This window comes from Janthinobacterium sp. FT14W, from assembly GCF_009208755.1.
Classification (GTDB): Bacteria; Pseudomonadota; Gammaproteobacteria; order Burkholderiales; family Burkholderiaceae_D; genus Janthinobacterium; species Janthinobacterium violaceinigrum.
The window spans coordinates 172,009-189,886 of sequence record NZ_WFLL01000006.1 but is presented as its reverse complement, the minus strand read 5'-3'; the positions used below and the strand labels follow the sequence as shown (position 1 = coordinate 189,886).

At 63.2% G+C, this 17,878-nt stretch carries 15 protein-coding genes and 1 pseudogene; 10 read left to right on the top strand and 6 right to left on the bottom strand.

The genetic code is table 11. From position 1 onward, the window contains the following. From GCN74_RS29220 to GCN74_RS06935, 3 genes and pseudogenes are all read left to right on the top strand, one after another. Positions 1-185: pseudogene (locus GCN74_RS29220) on the top strand (IS21 family transposase); the annotation flags it as partial. A 442-nt stretch (positions 186-627) separates the two neighbouring features. Then, positions 628-1,548 carry a helix-turn-helix domain-containing GNAT family N-acetyltransferase gene (locus tag GCN74_RS06940; RefSeq protein WP_152255967.1) on the top strand — a complete coding sequence of 307 codons (921 nt, stop codon included), beginning with the start codon at positions 628-630 and terminating at the stop codon, positions 1,546-1,548. A gap of 203 nt (positions 1,549-1,751) precedes the next feature. Beyond that, positions 1,752-2,813, top strand: coding sequence for a sensor domain-containing diguanylate cyclase (locus GCN74_RS06935; protein ID WP_152255966.1), 1,062 nt, complete (start codon positions 1,752-1,754; stop codon positions 2,811-2,813). On the opposite strand, the gene GCN74_RS06930 is transcribed toward GCN74_RS06935, so the two are convergent. Then, positions 2,810-3,160, bottom strand: coding sequence for a hypothetical protein (locus GCN74_RS06930; protein WP_152255965.1), 351 nt, complete (start codon positions 3,158-3,160; stop codon positions 2,810-2,812). The two genes, GCN74_RS06935 and GCN74_RS06930, sit on opposite strands and share 4 nt — an antisense overlap. Before the next feature lie 123 nt (positions 3,161-3,283). Here GCN74_RS06930 and GCN74_RS06925 point away from each other — a divergent pair, with 123 nt between their 5' ends. Together GCN74_RS06925 and GCN74_RS06920 are read left to right on the top strand one after the other, a co-directional pair. Beyond that, positions 3,284-4,282: a hypothetical protein gene (locus GCN74_RS06925; RefSeq protein WP_152255964.1), complete on the top strand. Its 999-nt coding sequence runs from the start codon at positions 3,284-3,286 to the stop codon at positions 4,280-4,282. A gap of 171 nt (positions 4,283-4,453) precedes the next feature. Beyond that, a complete protein-coding gene (locus GCN74_RS06920) occupies positions 4,454-5,605 on the top strand; it encodes an AI-2E family transporter (protein WP_152255963.1) in 1,152 nt (383 codons plus the stop codon). 129 nt (positions 5,606-5,734) lie between these two features. On the opposite strand, the gene GCN74_RS06915 is transcribed toward GCN74_RS06920, so the two are convergent. The 3 genes from GCN74_RS06915 to GCN74_RS06905 all read right to left on the bottom strand — a co-directional run bounded on the left by GCN74_RS06915 (position 5,735) and on the right by GCN74_RS06905 (position 10,376). After that, a complete protein-coding gene (locus GCN74_RS06915; RefSeq protein WP_152255962.1) occupies positions 5,735-7,465 on the bottom strand; it encodes a methyl-accepting chemotaxis protein in 1,731 nt (576 codons plus the stop codon). Positions 7,466-7,803: 338 nt separating this feature from the next. Beyond that, the gene (locus GCN74_RS06910) at positions 7,804-9,420 is read right to left on the bottom strand and encodes a toxin-antitoxin system YwqK family antitoxin (protein ID WP_152255961.1); all 1,617 of its coding nucleotides are present in this window, start codon (positions 9,418-9,420) and stop codon (positions 7,804-7,806) included. A 41-nt stretch (positions 9,421-9,461) separates the two neighbouring features. After that, complete coding sequence (locus GCN74_RS06905; RefSeq protein ID WP_152255960.1) at positions 9,462-10,376, bottom strand: DMT family transporter; 915 nt, start codon at positions 10,374-10,376, stop codon at positions 9,462-9,464. Positions 10,377-10,478: 102 nt separating this feature from the next. Here GCN74_RS06905 and GCN74_RS06900 point away from each other — a divergent pair, with 102 nt between their 5' ends. The 3 genes from GCN74_RS06900 (at position 10,479) to GCN74_RS06890 (ending at position 12,560) form a co-directional block, all read left to right on the top strand. After that, a complete protein-coding gene (locus tag GCN74_RS06900; RefSeq protein ID WP_152255959.1) occupies positions 10,479-11,267 on the top strand; it encodes an AraC family transcriptional regulator in 789 nt (262 codons plus the stop codon). 116 nt (positions 11,268-11,383) lie between these two features. Continuing rightward, positions 11,384-11,983 (top strand): MarC family protein, encoded by a 600-nt coding sequence (locus GCN74_RS06895; protein ID WP_152255958.1) that lies wholly within the window; start codon positions 11,384-11,386, stop codon positions 11,981-11,983. Between the two features lie 31 nt (positions 11,984-12,014). Continuing rightward, positions 12,015-12,560, top strand: a complete 546-nt coding sequence (locus tag GCN74_RS06890; RefSeq protein ID WP_152255957.1) for a DinB family protein — start codon at positions 12,015-12,017, stop codon at positions 12,558-12,560. On the opposite strand, the gene GCN74_RS06885 is transcribed toward GCN74_RS06890, so the two are convergent. Both GCN74_RS06885 and GCN74_RS06880 read right to left on the bottom strand, forming a co-directional pair. Further along, positions 12,525-13,715: an MFS transporter gene (locus GCN74_RS06885; RefSeq protein ID WP_152255956.1), complete on the bottom strand. Its 1,191-nt coding sequence runs from the start codon at positions 13,713-13,715 to the stop codon at positions 12,525-12,527. The genes GCN74_RS06890 and GCN74_RS06885 overlap by 36 nt on opposite strands. Positions 13,716-13,723: 8 nt before the next feature. Then, the gene (locus tag GCN74_RS06880) at positions 13,724-14,905 is read right to left on the bottom strand and encodes a serine hydrolase domain-containing protein (protein WP_152255955.1); all 1,182 of its coding nucleotides are present in this window, start codon (positions 14,903-14,905) and stop codon (positions 13,724-13,726) included. Positions 14,906-15,029: 124 nt separating this feature from the next. On the opposite strand from GCN74_RS06880, the gene GCN74_RS06875 reads away from it, so the two are divergent. Both GCN74_RS06875 and GCN74_RS06870 read left to right on the top strand, forming a co-directional pair. Then, positions 15,030-15,920: a LysR family transcriptional regulator gene (locus GCN74_RS06875; RefSeq protein WP_152255954.1), complete on the top strand. Its 891-nt coding sequence runs from the start codon at positions 15,030-15,032 to the stop codon at positions 15,918-15,920. Between the two features lie 208 nt (positions 15,921-16,128). Continuing rightward, positions 16,129-17,838, top strand: coding sequence for a methyl-accepting chemotaxis protein (locus GCN74_RS06870; RefSeq protein WP_152255953.1), 1,710 nt, complete (start codon positions 16,129-16,131; stop codon positions 17,836-17,838). The last annotated feature ends 40 nt before the right edge of the window (positions 17,839-17,878 follow it).

Sequence of the window (17,878 nt, the reverse complement as noted above, 5' to 3'; positions counted from 1 at the left end):
ACTCTGAGCGGCGCTCTACCCGCGCCATCGACAAATACGCGTTCCAGCTTTCTGCGCTCCTGAAGACCGAGGCAGCGCAATCACGCAAACATCGGCGCACGCTGAAGCAGATCCATGAGGACTTGAAAGAAATGGGGTTTGAGGGGTCTTACGACAGGGTCGCGGCGTTCGCTAGAGTATGGAGAGATGGTCAAATTGATCGGGTCAATTCCGCCAGCAAACGGACAACTAGATAACAACGTTGCGCCCGCTCTGTAGTTTTATATCCCTTCTTAAGATTTCAATCTTCTTTAAAAACCAACACGTGTATTGAAGGGATCATCACGGCCATGACCGATAGAGTCGCACAAAATTTTCACTATTGATGGCACGAATCACATTTTTTTCACTTATTTTGTCACAACCTAATCCTAGGCGTGACAAAGTAAGTGAAAAAACCCTTATAAATCAATCGACGTGTTTGCAAGTATTGTGTCACACGACATAAGCCAGCCTCCCTGGTTCTCGCAACAGTCAAGGCGGCCCTTTCCGGGCCGCTTTTTTTATGCACGCCATTCCTGCGCCATATTGACATACTTGCCAAAAGCAATCAATAATCTGCCATAAGCAAGTAAATGGAGGTGTTGCATGCAGGCAGATCAACTCGGCGAACGCACGGAGATCGTGCGGCGATTCAACCGTTTTTATACGCGCCAGATTGGCGTGCTGCATGAGCATTTGCTCGATAGCGCGTTTTCGCTGACGGAGGTGCGCATCCTGTATGAACTGGCGCACCAGGCGCAGCTGACCAGTGCGGACTTGTGCCGCGAACTGGGCTTGAATGCGGGCTATCTGAGCCGTGTCATTGCCGGGTTTGAAAAGCAGGGACTGATCGCCAAGACACGCTCACCGACAGATGCGCGCGCGGCGCAGTTGCAGTTGACCGAACAGGGACAGCGCACCCTCGCACCCCTGGTCGACGCCTCGCGGCGCGAAGTGGCCGCCATGCTCGAGCGCTTGCCGCCGGCGGCGCAGCGGGAGCTGGTCGATGCCATGGGACAAATCCAGGGCTTGCTGGGGGAACCATCGCCCAGCTATCTCCTGCGCAATCCGCAGCCGGGCGACATGGGCTGGATCATCCACCGGCAAGCCGTGCTGTACGCGCAGGAATATGGCTGGAACAACGAGTACGAAGCGCTCGTTGCCGAGATCCTCGCCAAGTTCGTGCGGGAATTCGACCCCGCCCGTGAACGCTGCTGGATCGCCGAGAAGGACGGCAAGGTAATCGGTTCCATCTTCATCGTGCGCCAGGACGACACGACGGCCAAGCTGCGCCTGCTGTATGTCGATCCCTGCGCGCGCGGCCTGGGCATCGGCAGCCGCCTGGTCGACGAGTGTCTGCGTTTCAGCCGCCAGGCGGGCTACACGAAGATGGTGTTGTGGACCAATAGCATTCTCACCGATGCGCGCCGCATCTACGACAAGGCCGGCTTCCAGCTGGTCGAGGAAGAAGCGCATCACAGCTTTGGCAAGGACCTGCTCGGCCAGGTACTGGCGCGCGACCTGTGACGCCCCGCCCTGCCGCACCGCCGCATGCCACTGTGGCGGCGGCAGGACACTGGCCGCCGTTTTCCTCGTCACTATCCCCACTGCGCCCAAGAAACCAGTACACTAGTTCCTGAGCGCAACTAATTTTGTGGGCGCGCCATGCCGCCTGCCGTTGCCGGGAGGTGTCCCTGCCGCAAGGCTTATTGTCTGCCTGGACAAATGCAATGTTCACTTCGCGCAGCCTGTCTCCTGCCTTCTATTACCTGTTCTTTTCAGGAGAACCGGAGCAGCAGCAGCGCTTTTTCAAGGAACTGCATTTCATTTCGATAGCCATCCTGACGTTTGGCCTGGCTTGCTGGCTGGTCACGTTCAGCCTGACCTTGCCACGCGCGTCGCTCGATCATGCGCAGGCGGCGCTGGGCGTGACGGGCATGCTGGTGGGACTGGTGCTGACCGTGTATGCGAAATCGCTGCAAGCCATCATCGCCAGCGGCACCATCAGCGTGCTGTTCATCGGTTTCAGCTTTCGCGTGCTGATGCTGGGCACGGAAGACCCCGCTTTCTGGGTATTGCCGCTGGGCGTGATGATCACCCTGACGACGGCGCCCATCTTCAGCGGCATCGCGTATTACCTGGGCGTGTCGCTGTGCGTGTGGGCCATCCTGGGGCTGGGGCAGTTTCCCGTGCATGCGGGACAGGCCGACCAGCATTGGCCCGTGCTGGCCGTCACCATCAGCGTGATCATCGGCCTGGCGCTGAATATCTATTTTCTCGTCTTGCGCATCCACAACTACCGCGCCCAGTGCGAGCTGGCGACGATGGCCTACAAGGATGGCTTGACGGGACTGAACAACCGCCGCATGTTCACGCAAGGCGCGCGCACCTTGCAGCGCACGGCGCGCACGCCCGCGTATTTCCTGATGATCGACATCGATGACTTCAAGCAAATCAACGACGTGTACGGCCATGACGTGGGCGACGAGGTGCTGAAAAAGATCGCCGCCGTGATTGCGGGACTGTCGGGCGAGCACCTGTGCGGCCGCCTGGGCGGCGAGGAGTTTGCCGTCATCTACCTGGGCGAAAAGAACGCGGCCTGCGCCTTTGCCGCGCAGCTGGTCGACGGCGTCGAGGCGGCCTTTGTGCCGGAACGCAAGGTGTCCGTCAGCATCGGCATCGCGGAACTGATCAAGGAAGCGGACTTGTCGCACAGCTACCGGCGTGCCGATGAATCCTTGTACCAGGCCAAGAAGAACGGCAAGAACCGCTACGTGCTCAACGCCGCCTAGGCATGGCCGTCAGGCCTGGCATCGAGCAGCGCCAGCAAGGCTTGCGGCGAAATCTTCCAGGGATCGCGCTGCTCGGGATGGACCTCATGCCAGCTGTCCTGGGCCCCGATCTTGAGGATGGTCAAGGGAATATGCTTGCTCTCAAAGAAGGCCAGCATGCGGCGGAGCAAGCGGCGCACTTTGGCGTGCTCGTCCGTGTACAGAGGGCCGGTATAGAAACAGCCCTTCTCTCCCATGCGCAGCATGTTGGCCGCGCTCACGCGCGAGCGGCCCACGTGCTGGTGCACGAACTCGGTCACGACCTCATCGTCGACAGGAATACTGCAGGAAATGGTGATCTGGGCCATGACGATACGGACGGTGATTCAATAGCCAAGCTTAGCAGAAAGAGTTTCATTCCTGAAATGCTAAGATCGCGGCCCGCGCACGCCGGCAACCGCACCGGCATGGCGTCTCGACAAGGACAGTCATTGAATACCCGCACTCGTTTCATCTTGCCCCTGCTGTCGCTATGCGCGGCCCTGGGCGCGCCTGCCATGGCGCAAACGCCGGCAGCCGAGGACGCCGCCTTCGCGGCCGCCACCGTGCCCGTACCGTCGCCGCCCCTGCGCTTGAGCGCGCATCCGGAGATCCGCGCCGACGTCTTTAAACTGCTGGGCTACACGCGCGGCAGCTATACGCAGGGCAACACCCTGATCGCGCGCCAGGTGCTCGACAGCATGCAGTCGCTCGACGACATCACGCGCACCATGCTGCCCGACGGGCGCTCCGTGCTGGCCTCCATCGATGCCGGCACGCACGGCGCATGGCGCGCCGCCATGCTGTTCGACCCGCAACGCAAGCCGTTGGCCTTGGGCCTCGTCAACGGCCATTGCCAGGCCGCCATCGGCGACGCCGCCCCCGCCTGCCTGCCCCGCACGCACGCCGTGCTGACGGTGTTCCTGCCGCCGGGCGCACAGGACGAGATGGCCGCGCCGCTGCTGGTCTGGGCGCGGCAGCTGCCGACCATGCTGGCACAGGCTGCGCCGGAGCAGCGGCAAAGCATTGCAGCGGTGGAATACATCACCACCCGCCCCGGCCAGCCCGGCTGGGAGCCGCGCGACGTGCCGCCCGGCTTTCCCGGCAGCTTGCTGCATTTGCTGCTGCCGAATGCGGAACTCAATAGCAGCTCCAGCGGCGGCAAACGCATCGCGCCGGCGGGCCTGGCGGATTTGCCCATGCGCACACAAGCGACCGAGGCGGGCGACGCAGCCATGCCCGACGCCAGCATCACCCTGCGCAGCTATGCCGACTTCCACTGGGTGCTCAATACCTATGCCAAACTGGCCAAGGGCGCGCAAGTGAAGGGCCATGACGACAAGGTCGTGTTCACCGGCAACGATACAAGCGGCCGCTACACGGTGACCCTGCGCGAGCCGGACAAGGAAAACGGCGTGCTCATCACCGTGGCCAGCTGGCGGAAAGTATAGGCGGAAGCAGCATGCGGACAGGGGAAAGCATTGCCATTACGCACAGGAGCATGGCATTTTGGCATTTTGCGGTATGATTTCCGGCCGTGCGGCGCGGCCCGATCCCTGCCTTGCCCACCCCGCCCTACAAGCCAGCCACGCTTGCGTAGCATTCTGCCCTAAGGAATTCATATGTTCGGTTTTAACTTGCGCGTTGCCAAGATGGTGTGGACGGCTTTCCTCATCGCCTTCCTGTTGTTTCTCACCTACAAGGTCTCGTCGACCCTGATCGTGGTGGTCTTTGCCATTTTCTTCAGCTACCTCGTGTATCCGCTGATCGGGCTGCTGGAGCGGTATGGGCCGAAGCGTTTGCCGCGCACGGCCAATATCGGCATCGTCTTCCTCGTGGTGATCTTGCTGGTGGCGATACTGGGCTCCCTCTTTGGCGCCCGCATCGAGGAAGAGGCGATCAAGCTCAGCGATCAGTTGCCAACGCTGCTCAAGGGCAACAACTTTGCCGAGCGCATTCCTTTGCCGGAATTCATGGAGCCGTTGCGCGCGCGCCTGTTGTCATTCATGCAGACGCAGCTGAGCAGCGGTTCGGGACAAGCCATGCCGCTGGCGAAAGAACTGGGCTTGACCGTCATGCATGCGGCCAGCAACCTGATCTATCTGGTGCTGGTGCCCGTGCTGAGCTTTTTGCTGATCAAGGAAGGGCCGGACATGCGCGACGGCTTGCTGTCCCTGCTGAACCGTCCGAACAAGAAACTCTGGGGCGCCATCATCGACGACCTCGACATCTTGCTGTCGCGCTATGTACGCGCCCTGCTGCTGTTGTCGATCGCCACTTTTGTATCCTACAGCATCGCCTTTTCCCTGATGGGCGTGCCGTACAGCCTGCTGCTGGCCGGCGCTGCCGCCTTGCTGGAATTCATTCCATTTGCCGGCCCGCTGGCCGCCGCCGTCATCGCCGTCGTCGTGGCCGGCTTCAGCGGCTTCGAACACGTGTTCTGGCTGATCGGCTTTATCACCGCCTACCGTTTGTTCCAGGATTACGTGGTCAACCCGTACTTGATGAGCGAAGGCGTGGAAGTGAGCCCGCTGATGGTGATCGTGGGCTTGCTGGCCGGCGACCAGCTGGGCGGCGTGGTGGGCATCTTCCTGTCCGTGCCCGTGATGGCGGCCATCAAGATCGTCTTCGTGCGCGCGCGGGCGGCCTTGCAGGCACGCCATGATGCGCTGGAGAAAGCGGAACAGGCGGCAGAGGAAGCGCGCGCCCAGGCCCTGGCCGAGGCGGCGCGATTGCAGGAACAGGGCAGCAAGGCTACCCTGGAACAACAATAATTTAAAATCAACAACTCCTAAAAACCGTAGCGAGCGGCAGCAAGTTGTGGCCGAGAAGCGCAACTGTGCTAGAGCACAGTGAGCATCGCAGGCCGCAAATTGCGACGCGCAGTAGGTTTTCAGGTGTTGTTAAAACTCTTCCCACTCGCCGCTGTTGTCGGCAGCCGGCTTGGCCGGACGCGGTTTGGCGGCGGCAGGCGCCGCTGCCGCGCGGGCTGGCGCCAGGTGCAGCGCCGGGCGTTTCAAGGCCGTGCTGGCGGCGGCCGCGACAGGCTTGCGCAAGGCAGGCTTGGCGGCAGCCGGGCCGCTATGGCTGGCGTCGAGCTTGAAAATGCTGACCATCTCTGCCAGGGCCGCCGCCTGCTCCTGCATGGATTCCGAAGCGGCTGCCGCTTCTTCCACCAGTGCCGCATTCTGCTGCGTCACGGTATCCATTTCCGCCACGGCTTGATTGATCTGGCCGATGCCCAGTTCCTGTTCGCGGCCGGCGGCGCTGATTTCGCCCATGATGTCCGTCACGCGGCGGATGCTGGAAACGATCTCGTCCATCGTCGTGCCCGTCTGGCTGACCAGTGCGCTGCCCGCGCCCACGTTCTGCACCGACGCTTCGATCAGCACCTTGATGTCCTTGGCGGCGCTGGCCGAGCGGTGCGCCAGGTTGCGCACTTCCGTGGCGACGACGGCAAAGCCGCGCCCCTGCTCGCCGGCGCGCGCCGCTTCCACGGCCGCGTTCAGGGCCAGGATGTTCGTCTGGAAGGCGATGCCGTCGATCACGCCGATGATGTCGGCAATCTTCTTCGACGATTCGCTGATGGTGCCCATGGTGTCGACCACTTGCGCCACCAGCGCGCCGCCTTTGACGGCCACGTCCGAGGCGGAAACGGCCAGCTGGTTGGCCTGGCGCGCATTGTCGGAATTCTGCTTGACGGTCGAGGTCAGCTCTTCCAGCGAAGAAGCCGTTTCTTCCAGGCTGGAAGCCTGCTGCTCCGTACGGCTCGACAAGTCCAGGTTGCCCGAGGCGATTTCATTGCTGGCCGTGGCGATGGCGCCGCTGCCGTCGCGCACGCCGCGCACGGTGGTCGACAGGCGTTCCTGCATTTTCTGCAAGCCCGTCAGCAAGGCACCCATTTCGTCGTTGCGCGTGATGACGATGTGATTGGCCAGGTTGCCGTCCGAAATGGCGCCGAAATGGCGCAGGGCCTGGTCCAGCGGGCCGAAGATGGCGCGCAGCAGCAAGACGCTGGAAATAATGGTCAACAAGGCGCCCACCACCATGCCGATGATGGCCATGCTCACTTGCGTGTGGTAGCTGGCCTGGCTGGCCGCATACATCTCGGCCGCGGTACGTACCTGGTACTGCGTCAAGGTTTCTGCCGACTGGTCCAGGCTGCGGTACAGGGGCGTGAGCCCCTTCATCATCAAGCCATCGGCTTGAGCGAGGTTGCCTTCACGCAAGGCCTTGCTCATGGCCAACACGCCATTATTCATGTAATCGCTGCGCTTCTTGTCCATGTCGTCGGACAGGCGCTTTTCTTCCGCGCTTTGCGGCAAGCCCAGGTATACCTTCCAGGCCTTGTTCGATGCTTCCAGGAATTGTTCGGCACGGGCCAGGGTATCCTTGGCATCGGGTGCTTCGGGATGCACCATCACGCGGTCCATCGTGAAACGGGCACGGCCCAGGGCAATTTGCGATTCGCCGATGGCTTGCGTCGATGCCAGCTGATTGCTGTAGACCTCGTTGAGGCTGTTGTTGGCCGATTTCAGCCCGATCATGCTCATGGCACCCAGTACGGCGATCAGCAAGCCCAGCACGCTCATGGTGGCGATCAGGCGCATTTTTATTGTTATGTTCGACAACATGCAGTTTCCTTGGTAAGGGCGCAACCATGCCTGCGCATGCCGGACGAGATAGCGGCAAACGCCAGATGGGCGGGTCACGTGAATTGTTCAGGACAGGTCGATACGGCGTGTGCGGCGGCAGGGGGGAAGGCGACCCGCGCATATCGTCAGGAGTGAAATACAGGTCAACAGGGTTGAGGTTTTCCGTATTTTTTATTTCCTGACTGCAAGATACAGGGAAAGATTACCAGTAGCAATATCCAGCATGGATTTTCACGCTTTGTAACAAGCGGATGATGTTTTTTGCGCAGAACTGGCATTCCGCTGACGTGCGCGGTCGCGCCGGAATGCCAGGTATGTTAATAGACGGTTTCTTCAATTAACTGGCCATCGTCGCGGAAATACTGGAAGCGCCCCGTTTTCTTGCCCAGGTGATAATTTCCTATCTGCTTAGGTTTCCCGTTCTGGAAATATTCGATACTGGCGCCATGCAGCATGCCCTGGTGCCAGTTGCGGTGAAATTGCGGCAGTTCGCCATCGGCATAAAACAGGATTTCCCCGCCATCGCGCTTGCCATCAACAAACGTCCCCTGGTAACGCCGCTTGCCGTCCGGATAAAAACTCTCCATCGGCCCCTCGAGCACGCCCAGGCGGTAATGCTCGACCAGTTCCAGCTGGCCACCGGCCCCATATTGCTCGAGCTTGCCTTCCGGTTTGCCATCGAGCATGCTCAATACTTGCCAGCCGCCGTCCGGCGTGGCCTTCTTCCACGGCCCCTGCGGCACGTCATCGACGTAGTTGCCGCCACCGCCAGGTTCGACCCACGGGCCCTGCTTCTTGCCATTCACATAGTTGCCCTGCCAGTGCACCACCGTGCCGATGCGCCGCTCGCTGGGGCCGTCCAGGCGGTCCCGGGCAAAGGTATCGTAGCCCTGGTAGTTGCCCTTGCCTGCGTCGCGCCACTCTTCCACGCCCGGGCCCACTTCCCAGCGCCCCGTGCGCTGGCCGTTGCGCATCAGGCCCGTCGTCGTTTCCTCGCCGCTGGCATAAGTCCATGGCCCTTCCGCCTTGTTGTCGACAAAGGCGCCCACCGAGCGGATGGTGAGCGGCTCTTCGTAATGCCACTGCCCCGTGCGCTTGCCCTGCGCATACTGGCCGCGGGCAAACACGCTGCCCAGGCAGCAATCCGCTTCATATTCGATGGCGGGGCCGTCCTGGCTGCCGAGGAAACGCTGCGGCTGCGTTTCCCAATTGATCCACTTGATGTGGTAACTGGGCGCGTGCCCTCCCTGCCAGCCCTTGCCCAGGAGATAGGTAACGGTCAGAAAATGGCCGTTTTGTTCCTCGAACGTCTTTTTGTAGGCATACGCGGGCGCTGCCGCCGGCTGGCCTGGCAACAGTTCGCCATCGATATTGAAATAGCCGACCAGCTTGCCATGGCCATGGTCGATGGCGTCGAACTCGGCCACGCCCGTGGGCGCGTAGTCGACGCTGTAATCGATCAGTTGCAAGGATGCCAGCGCCGCGCGCACCCGCGCCTCGTCCATGGATGGGGCGCCGCGCACGATGGCGTCCAGGGTGGGCTGCAGGGCGGCCACCTTGAACATTTTGCCGCCGCTGGATTCGTAGCGGTAGGCATGCAAGCCATAGGCCGCGCCGCTGCCGGCGCTGCGGCTAAGCACGAACGTGGTTTCGCCTTCGCTGTCGAGATCAAGCTGGAACACGGCGGCGATGCCGGCCTTGCCATACTTGTCCAGGTTCATGCGCTTGTCGCTGAGGCCATTGCACTGGCAATAGTAACCGTTGACTTCGCCATTTTCCCGCAGGAAGGCCAGCACCACGCCGCCGTCGCGGCGCTCGACAACGCTGGAGTAGGCCATGGGAGCGCCTTCGTAGAAACGCGCCGCCCGTGCCGGCGCCAGGGCGCCCAGGGCCAGCAGCCCCGCCATCGTATTCATCCAAAATGTTTGCCGCATGCCAACTCCACTGCCCGAAAACCGCCATTATGCATGGCCGTTCAGGCAAGCCCGGACACGCCAGGGCGCTGGCCCCACAGGGGCCGCTGCACCGTCTGCGCCAGCAGCACGCCCAGCAGCGAGATGCCGCCGCCGACCAGGTGATACCAATGCATGCTTTCGTGCAGCCAGAGTATCGCCAGCAAGGCCGTCAGCAAGGGCAGCAGGTTGACGTAGATGCTGCAGCGGTTCGGCCCCAGCAGTTTTACCCCTTCGATCCACAGGTAGGACAGCACGATGGACGAGCCGATGCCCGCATAGCCGATCAGGGGCAAGGTGGTGGCGTCGAGCTTGGCGCTGCCGGGCGGCAACAGCAGGAACAGCGGCAGCATGCAGGCCAGGGCCGCCAAGGCCTGGCAATAGATGGCTTGCCAGGCGGGAATCGATAAGCGCCAGCGGCGCAGCAGCACGCCATACAGGGCAAATACCAGGCAGGCCAGCAGCATCAAGGCATCGCCCGCATGCACGCCCTGCTGCAGCAAGGCCAGCACGTCGCCGCGCCCCACCAGGTACAGCAGGCCGCCAAACGACAGCACGCCGCCGGCCGCCATGCCCAGTGTCAATCGCTCGCCCAGCAGCAGCACGCTGAGCAGGGCCGTCATCAGGGGCGCCAGCGCCGTGACGATGGCCATGTTGGTGGCCGTCGTGCTTTCCGCGGCGCGGTAGGACAGGCTCTGGAACAGCGCCATCGACATCACGCCGCACAGGGCCAGCTGCCACCACTGGCGGCGAAGGGCGGCACGGTTGCGCCACAGGGGGCGGGCAATAAACGGCGTCATCACCAGCAAGACCAGCACCAGGCGGTAAAAGGTGATAGCCGTGGGGGCGATGCTGGACGCGGCCAGCTTCGAAACGACGACGTTGCCGGCCCACAGCAGCATGGCCAGAAACGGATACAGATAGGCGCGCACAGGCATGCGTAGCTCCATAAATCATTGCGGGAAACCATCATGCCGCAAGCGCGCCGCGCCTTCTCGCGCTAAGATGTCCACACCTATCGCAAAACTGACCTTATTCTGATGGATTGCACCGCCCCCGCGTTTCAGGAATTGCTGCCCGTCACGGCGCGCGCCATGGCGCTGGCCGTCGACTATGCGCACGGCCATGTGATTTCCGTGCACCGCCACACGCATGCGCAATTGCTGTATGCCATCGAGGGCGTGATGACCATCGAGGCGCAGGGCGGACGCTGGGTAGTGCCGCCCACGCGCGGCGTGTGGCTGCAACCCGGCATCGCGCACCAGGTGCGCATGAGCGGCGCCGTGAAGATGCGCACGGTCTTCATCGATTGCGCCAGCTCACCGCTGTTGCCGCGCCACAGTTGCGTGCTCGACATCAGTCCCCTGCTGCGGCAATTGATCGTGGCGGCCGTCGACATCGCACCCGATTTCACGGAAGGCAGCCGCGACTGGCATCTGCTGCAATTGCTGTTGCACGAGCTCGACAGCCTACCCGTGCTGCCCCTGTACTTGCCGCTACCCGTCGATGCGCGCCTGCGCGGCATCTGCGCGCGGCTGATGGAACAGCCGGGCGAACAGCAGACGGTGGCGCACTGGGCGCAGGAACTGGCGATCACCGAGCGCAGCCTGCACCGGCTGTTCCAGAAGCAGACGGGCATGCGCTTCGGCCAGTGGCGCCAGCAGGCACGCCTGCTGCGGGCGCTGGAACAATTAGCGCACGGCAGCAAGGTCATCGACGTAGCCATGGACAACGGCTACACGAGCCAGAGCGCGTTTGCGGCCATGTTCAAAAAGCATTTCGGCACCACGCCGACGGCGTTTTACCAGGCAAAAGTCATCGCTGCGTAAAAAAAATGCTGCTATGCATCAATAATCATGGGCGATAGCCGCCGCTCTTGTTATCATCGCAAGCCTTATCGCACCGCGCCCATCCTGGCAGCGGTGTTGACCTCAATCACATCACCATGACACAGAATTTTTTCCAGACATTTATCCTGCTCTTGCTTGTCACCGACCCGTTCGGCAACGTTTCCCTGTTCGTCAATGCCCTGAAACGGGTACCGGTCGAGCGGCGCTGGAAAGTCGTGGTGCGCGAATGCCTGATTGCCTTCGGTATCTTGCTGCTGTTTATGTTCTTCGGCCGCCATTTCCTGAACGCCTTGCAACTGTCGGAAGTGGCGCTGCGCATCGGCGGCGGCGTGATCCTGTTCCTGATCGCCATGCGCATGGTGTTTCCGCAACCCAGCGCCGGCAATAGCGACCACGAGATGGGCGGCGAACCGTTCATCGTGCCGTTGGCCATCCCCGCGCTGGCCGGCCCGTCCGCCCTGGCGACCGTGCTGCTGTTTTCCTCGCATGAAATGAACGACGTCATCGCCCACGTGGCAGGGCTGACGGCCGTGGCCGTCGTCTGGCTGGCCGTCTTCCTGTGCGCCGAACGCTTGCAGCGGGCGCTGGGTCCAAGAGTCATGACGGCGTTCGAGCGCCTGATGGGCTTGATCCTGACGGCGATGGCCATTGAAATGTTACTGGCCGGCATACGCGCGTTCCTGAAATCCGTTTAACATACAACAGTCAAACACTGGAGGAATCACCATGAGCCGTTGCGCCCACATTTGCCTGATGGCCGATTACAACCAGTGGATGAATGCCAAGGTCTACGCGGCGGCGGCCGGCCTGCCGCTGGAAGAACTGCAGCGCGAGCGGGGCGCCTTCTTCGGCTCCCTGCTGGCCACCCTGAACCACGTGATGGTGGGCGACACCCTGTGGCTGCAACGCTACGCGAAACACCCGGCCGGCTTTCCCCTGCTCGATCCCATCCGCGCCATCACGCCGCCCGCCTCGCTCACGCACCCGCTGTTCGCGGCCGAGGATTTTGCCGCCATGCATGCGCACCGGCTGTGGCTGGACCAGGTCATCGTCGCCTGGGCCGCCTCCATCCGGGAAGCCGACCTGGACCACTTGCTCGATTACCGCAACAGCAAGGGCCCGAACCGGCGCGAGTTTTTCAGCCTGCTCATGCATTTCTTCAACCACCAGACGCACCACCGGGGCCAGGCCAGCACCCTGCTGTCGCAAGCGGGCGTGGACATCGGCGAGACGGATCTACTGTTTCGCATCCCCAACCATATCGAAGACTGACGGCCGGCGGTAACGCCACGCTTTCAACGCGATCACGGCCAGCGCCAGCGCCCCCAGCAGCGCGCCGCAGCCCAGCGTCCCCTGCATGCCATAGCGGGCGATGGCCACGCCGCCCGCCAGCGCGCCCACCGTCACGCCCAAGTTGATGGCAGCGATATACACGCCGATGGCAAATGCGGGTGCCTCGCGCGCTTCGCTGCTGAGCCACACTTGCGTGACGATCAGTCCGCTCGTATGCGCCGCGCCCCAGAACAGCAGCAGGACGGCCAGTGCCGGCCAGCCGGGACCCGTGCCCGCGTAACGGTACAGCAGCCAATACGCCAGCCCCAGCAGCACGGGCTGCAGCACCACCGTGCGCAGCACATGCGTGCCCAGCTGACGCCCCGCGAACAGATTGCCGGCCACGCCGCCCACGCCAAACACCACCAGCGCCAGCCCCGTCTGGCGCGCCGTCAAGCGCGCCACCTGCTGCAGATAGGCGGCCGCATACGCATACACGGCGAACATGGCGGCAAACACCAGCACGGCGGCGGCAATATTGAGCCACAGCGCTGGTTTGCGCAGCACGGCCAATTGGCGGCCATACGCCATCGGCGCGTCCTGCGGCGTATCGGGCAAGAACAGGAACAGCCCCAGCGCAGCCAGCCCATTGACGAGCGCGCAAGCGAGGAACGATGCCTCGTAGCCATACTGTGCGGCAATCCAGGTAGTGAGCGGAATGCCCAGCACCATGCCCATGCTGGTGCCCGTGAACGCATGCGCGCCAGCCCGCGCCGCCTCGCGGGGCGGGTACAGGGCGGCGGCCGCCACCATGGCCAGCGAAAAATACACTGGGTGGAACAGGGCCGGCACGATGCGCAGCGCCAATAGCCACTCGAAGCGGGGCGCATATGCGGACGCCGCGCTGGCCAGCGCAAACACCAGCAGGGAAACGATCAGCACGCGCTTGCGGCGCCAGCGCGTGGCCAGCAGCACGAGGAAGGGACCGCCCGCGGCGATCACCAGCGCAAACAGGCTCACCAGCGAACCCGCCTGCGCGGCCGTCACGCCAAAGCGCTGCATGATCATCGGCAAGATGCCCACCACGCCAAACTCGATGCAATACACGCCGAACAGGCCCAGCGCGAGGAAGACGACGGGATGCGGGCGCGTCATGGCCGCTGTCATTGCCCCTGCTCCACGCCATACACGGCCTGGCACAATTCCGTCACGAACGGTCCCGCCATGCCTTCCAATGCCGTATTCGTGAACGCCACGACGGACAATTCCTGCGCAGGGTCGACAAACCACGAGTGGCCATACGTGCCCCCCATGCGCCAGCTGCCGACGGACTCCGGCGTGGCGGCAAGCAGCGGATCGGTCAGCACCGTAAAACCCAGGCCGAAGCCGCGGCCTGGCCAGAAGGGCAGCTCGAAACCGCCCGTCTGGCTGGTGCCCATCTGGCGCGCCAGCGCGGGCGGCAGCAGCGGCGCGCCGCCCAGCCGCAAGCTTTCCAGCAGGCGCATGAAGTCGTCCGCCGAGCCCAGCATGCCGGCGCCGCCCGATGGATATGCGTGCGCATCGAGCGCGCGCGCCGGCGACAAGGTAAAACCTGCCGTGCCATCGAGAAACGGCAGATAGTCGTTCCCCGCCTCCAGCAAACGCCGCGGCCGCGATTCTCCCGCCGCGCGGTCCGCATAGGCGACGGCCAGGCGCGCGGGGTCCGTTGCCAGGAAACCCGTATCGCGCATGCCCAGCGGCGCCGTCACCAGGTGTTCCACGGCCTGCGCCAGCGACAAACCCGTCACCGCTTCGATCACGGCGCCCAGCACATCGGTGGCGATCGAATACGCCCAGCGCTCGCCCGGCGCATACGCGAGCGGCACGCTGGCCAGGCGGCGCAGGTTGTCTGCCAGGGTCATGCGGGAGGCATCCATGCCGTCCGACACCCCCGCCTGCGCATACGCGCCGCCCGGAGGCTGGAAGAAGCCGTAATCGAGACCCGCCGTGTGCGTGAGCAAGTGACGCACGGTGATGGCCGCGACGGCGCCGTCGCGCTGGCGCGGGGCAAAATACGGCAGCCAGCGCGCCACCAGGTCGTCCAGGCCCAGGCGGTTCTGTCCCGCCAGCGCCAGCGCGGCCGTCGAGACGATGGGTTTGCTCACGGACGCCAGACGGAAAATGGCATCCTCGCGCATGGGCATGCCCGCCTCGCGGTCCAGGTGGCCGGCCGCGCGGCGATACACGTCCTGGCCACGGTGGCGCACCAGCACCACGGCGCCCACGAGGCGCTGTTGCTGCACGACAGCATCCAGCACGGCATCGATGCGTGCGGACAAGGCTATAGGAGAAAAGTGAGAAGTCATGGCTGAGCCTTTCAAATGATCAAGCTGCCAAGGTAAGGCAGGCGCGATCAAAGAAAAATGGGCTATAGTTTCTGTCTGTGCGGACGTTGACATCCGTAATCAATGGCGAGGAAACGGAAACGACATGGATAACCTGGCGGGATTCACGGCCTTCGTGCAGGCGGCGGAGCTGCGCAGTTTTGTGGCGGCAGGAAGGGTACTGGGCATTTCCGCCTCGGCTATCGGCAAGAGCATTGCGCGGCTGGAAGCGCGCCTGGGCGTGCGGCTGTTTCACCGCAGCACGCGCAGCATCGCGCTGACCAGCGAAGGCACCGTGTTTCTCGAACGCTGCCGGCGCATCCTGGGCGAGATCGAAGCGGCCGAGCTGGAGTTATCCAATAGCAAGAGCGCACCGCAAGGCCGGCTGCGCGTCAGCCTGCCGCTGGTGGGCAGCTTGCTCAATCCCGTGCTGGCCGCGTTCGCGCGCGCCTATCCGCAGGTGGAACTGGACCTCGATTTCAGCGACCGCCGGGTCGATGTGATCGAAGAGGGCTACGACGCCGTCGTGCGCGCGGGCGAAAGCGCCGACAGCCGTTTGATGAGCCGCCAGCTGGGCCAATTCCAGCTGCAGCTGGTGGCCGCGCCCGCCTATCTGGCCCGGCATGGCATGCCGGTGCTTCCCGCCGATCTGGCGCAGCACACTTGCCTGCAGTACAAATTTCCCAGCAGCGGCAAGGTCGAAGCCTGGCCCTTGCCCGAGTGGCCGGCGCTGCACGCGGCCGGCTTGCCGGCGCTACTGAACTGCAACAATGTGGAGACCCTGCTGCACTTTGCCGAAAGCGGCCTGGGCATCGCCGCCCTGCCCGACTTTGCCGTGCGCGCAGCGCTCGCCGCCGGCCGCCTGCACAGCGTGCTGGACGCGCACCGCCAGCACGACGGCGCCTTCCGCATCCTGTGGCCCAGCAGCCGCCACCTGACGCCGAAATTGCGCGCCTTCATCGATTTCCTGGCCAGCCACGTGTTTCCCCAGCACTGATTTTTCCGGCTGGCGCCGCGCTCGTTGTTTCCACACGACAACTTATTTCATTTGCTACCAATTTTTTAACTTTTCGGAGACTTGATACAAGTATTTGTATTGCAGTGCGGAATTTTGAGGAACAATTACAGGCTGGCCGCCCTTACGTATAAACCCGTAGCCCTGGCCTGTCGACGTTATCCCTCACTTCCGTAACACGAAAGCAATCATGTCACTCACACAATTCAAAATCGGCACCCGGCTCGGGATCGGATTTGCTGTCGTCCTCGGTCTGCTGGTGGCCGTCTTGCTCGTCGGCCTGTATTCCATGGGGCAACTGAGCGCACGTACCCACGACATCGTGGCCGACAAGAACGTCAAGATGGCGGCCGCCAACACCATGAGCGACAACGTGCGCAACATTACCCTGGCGATCACCAGCGTGGTGGTGGCGCCGACGGAAGCGCTGGTGCAGGCGGAGCTGGCAAAGATCGGCGAAGCGCGCAAGAAATACGGCGCCGCCAAGGAAACCCTGCAAAAGAAAATCTCGACGGACAAGGAAACGGCGCTGATGGCCGAACTGGACGCGGCCCTGAAATCGGGTGCGCCGCTGAACAACAAGGTCATCGAGCTGCGCAATGCGGGCCAGACGGAAGAGGCGATCGCCTTCCTCACGCAGCAGGCGGCGCCGAGCCTGAAACGGGTGCTGGGCGCGCTCGACAGCCTGGTCGCGTATGAGGGCGAACAGGCGGCGCAGGCGGCTACGGACGCCGAAACGCTGAGCGCCAGCGCGCGCGCCTTCATGCTTACCCTGGGCAGCCTGGCCGTGCTGCTGGGCGCCTTCGTGGCGTGGATCATCACGCGCTCGATCACCCGCCCCATCAATGCGGCAGTCAGCGTGGCCGAAACCGTGGCGTCGGGCGACTTGTCCTCGCACATCGTCGTCAATTCCAGCGATGAAACGGGCCGCCTGCTGGGCGCCCTGAAAGCCATGAACGACAGCCTGTTGGGCGTGGTGGCGCAAGTGCGCCACGGCACGGATGCCATCGCCACGGCGTCGAGCGAAATTGCCGCCGGCAACCTCGACCTGTCGTCGCGCACGGAAGAGCAAGCCAGTTCGCTGGAAGAAACGGCATCGTCGATGGAAGAACTGACGTCGACCGTGAAACAGAATGCGGACAATGCGCGCCAGGCGAACCAGCTGGCGAAAAGCGCGTCGGAAGTGGCCGTGCGCGGCGGCAGCATCGTCTCGCAAGTGGTCGACACCATGGGCACCATCAATGAATCGTCGCGCAAGATCGTCGACATCATCGGCGTCATCGACGGCATCGCCTTCCAGACCAACATCCTCGCCTTGAACGCGGCCGTGGAAGCGGCGCGCGCAGGCGAGCAGGGCCGTGGCTTTGCCGTCGTGGCCACGGAAGTGCGCAACCTGGCGCACCGCTCGGCCTCGGCCGCCAAGGAAATCAAGGAATTGATCGCCGCCTCCGTCGCCAACGTGGACACGGGTTCGCGCCTCGTCAATGAAGCGGGCCAGACCATGGGCGACATCGTCGACAGCATCGTGCGCGTCACCGACATCATGGGCGAGATCACGTCCGCCACGCACGAGCAGACCATCGGCATCGAGCAGATCAATATGGCCATTGCCCAGATGGATGAAGTGACGCAGCAAAACGCGGCCCTGGTGGAAGAAGCGGCAGCCGCTTCGCAAAGCATGCAGGAACAGGCGGGCGAGCTGGCGCACGTGGTGGGCTTCTTCAAGACGGGCAACGCCGTTGCCGCACATCAACCCGCCGTCAAACTGGCCGCCGCCCGCAGCCGTATCGCCGCGCCGGCGCGTCCCGTGGCCCGCAAGGCACCCGTGCGCCAGGCCGTGGCCGCCGCACCGGCGCGCCGCAACACTGCCGGCGCCGAGAGCGAATGGGAAGAGTTTTAAGCAATAAGCACATCGTCTCGACGCGCCAGCCAGGCAGGAA

Coding starts and splice junctions, on each gene's coding strand:
- GCN74_RS06940 (WP_152255967.1), top strand. CDS start 628: ATGCAGGCAGATCAACTCGGCGAACGCACGGAGATCGTGCGGCGATTC.
- GCN74_RS06935 (WP_152255966.1), top strand. CDS start 1,752: ATGTTCACTTCGCGCAGCCTGTCTCCTGCCTTCTATTACCTGTTCTTT.
- GCN74_RS06930 (WP_152255965.1), bottom strand. CDS start 3,160: ATGGCCCAGATCACCATTTCCTGCAGTATTCCTGTCGACGATGAGGTC.
- GCN74_RS06920 (WP_152255963.1), top strand. CDS start 4,454: ATGTTCGGTTTTAACTTGCGCGTTGCCAAGATGGTGTGGACGGCTTTC.
- GCN74_RS06915 (WP_152255962.1), bottom strand. CDS start 7,465: ATGTTGTCGAACATAACAATAAAAATGCGCCTGATCGCCACCATGAGC.
- GCN74_RS06910 (WP_152255961.1), bottom strand. CDS start 9,420: ATGCGGCAAACATTTTGGATGAATACGATGGCGGGGCTGCTGGCCCTG.
- GCN74_RS06905 (WP_152255960.1), bottom strand. CDS start 10,376: ATGCCTGTGCGCGCCTATCTGTATCCGTTTCTGGCCATGCTGCTGTGG.
- GCN74_RS06900 (WP_152255959.1), top strand. CDS start 10,479: ATGGATTGCACCGCCCCCGCGTTTCAGGAATTGCTGCCCGTCACGGCG.
- GCN74_RS06895 (WP_152255958.1), top strand. CDS start 11,384: ATGACACAGAATTTTTTCCAGACATTTATCCTGCTCTTGCTTGTCACC.
- GCN74_RS06890 (WP_152255957.1), top strand. CDS start 12,015: ATGAGCCGTTGCGCCCACATTTGCCTGATGGCCGATTACAACCAGTGG.
- GCN74_RS06885 (WP_152255956.1), bottom strand. CDS start 13,715: ATGACGCGCCCGCATCCCGTCGTCTTCCTCGCGCTGGGCCTGTTCGGC.
- GCN74_RS06880 (WP_152255955.1), bottom strand. CDS start 14,905: ATGACTTCTCACTTTTCTCCTATAGCCTTGTCCGCACGCATCGATGCC.
- GCN74_RS06875 (WP_152255954.1), top strand. CDS start 15,030: ATGGATAACCTGGCGGGATTCACGGCCTTCGTGCAGGCGGCGGAGCTG.
- GCN74_RS06870 (WP_152255953.1), top strand. CDS start 16,129: ATGTCACTCACACAATTCAAAATCGGCACCCGGCTCGGGATCGGATTT.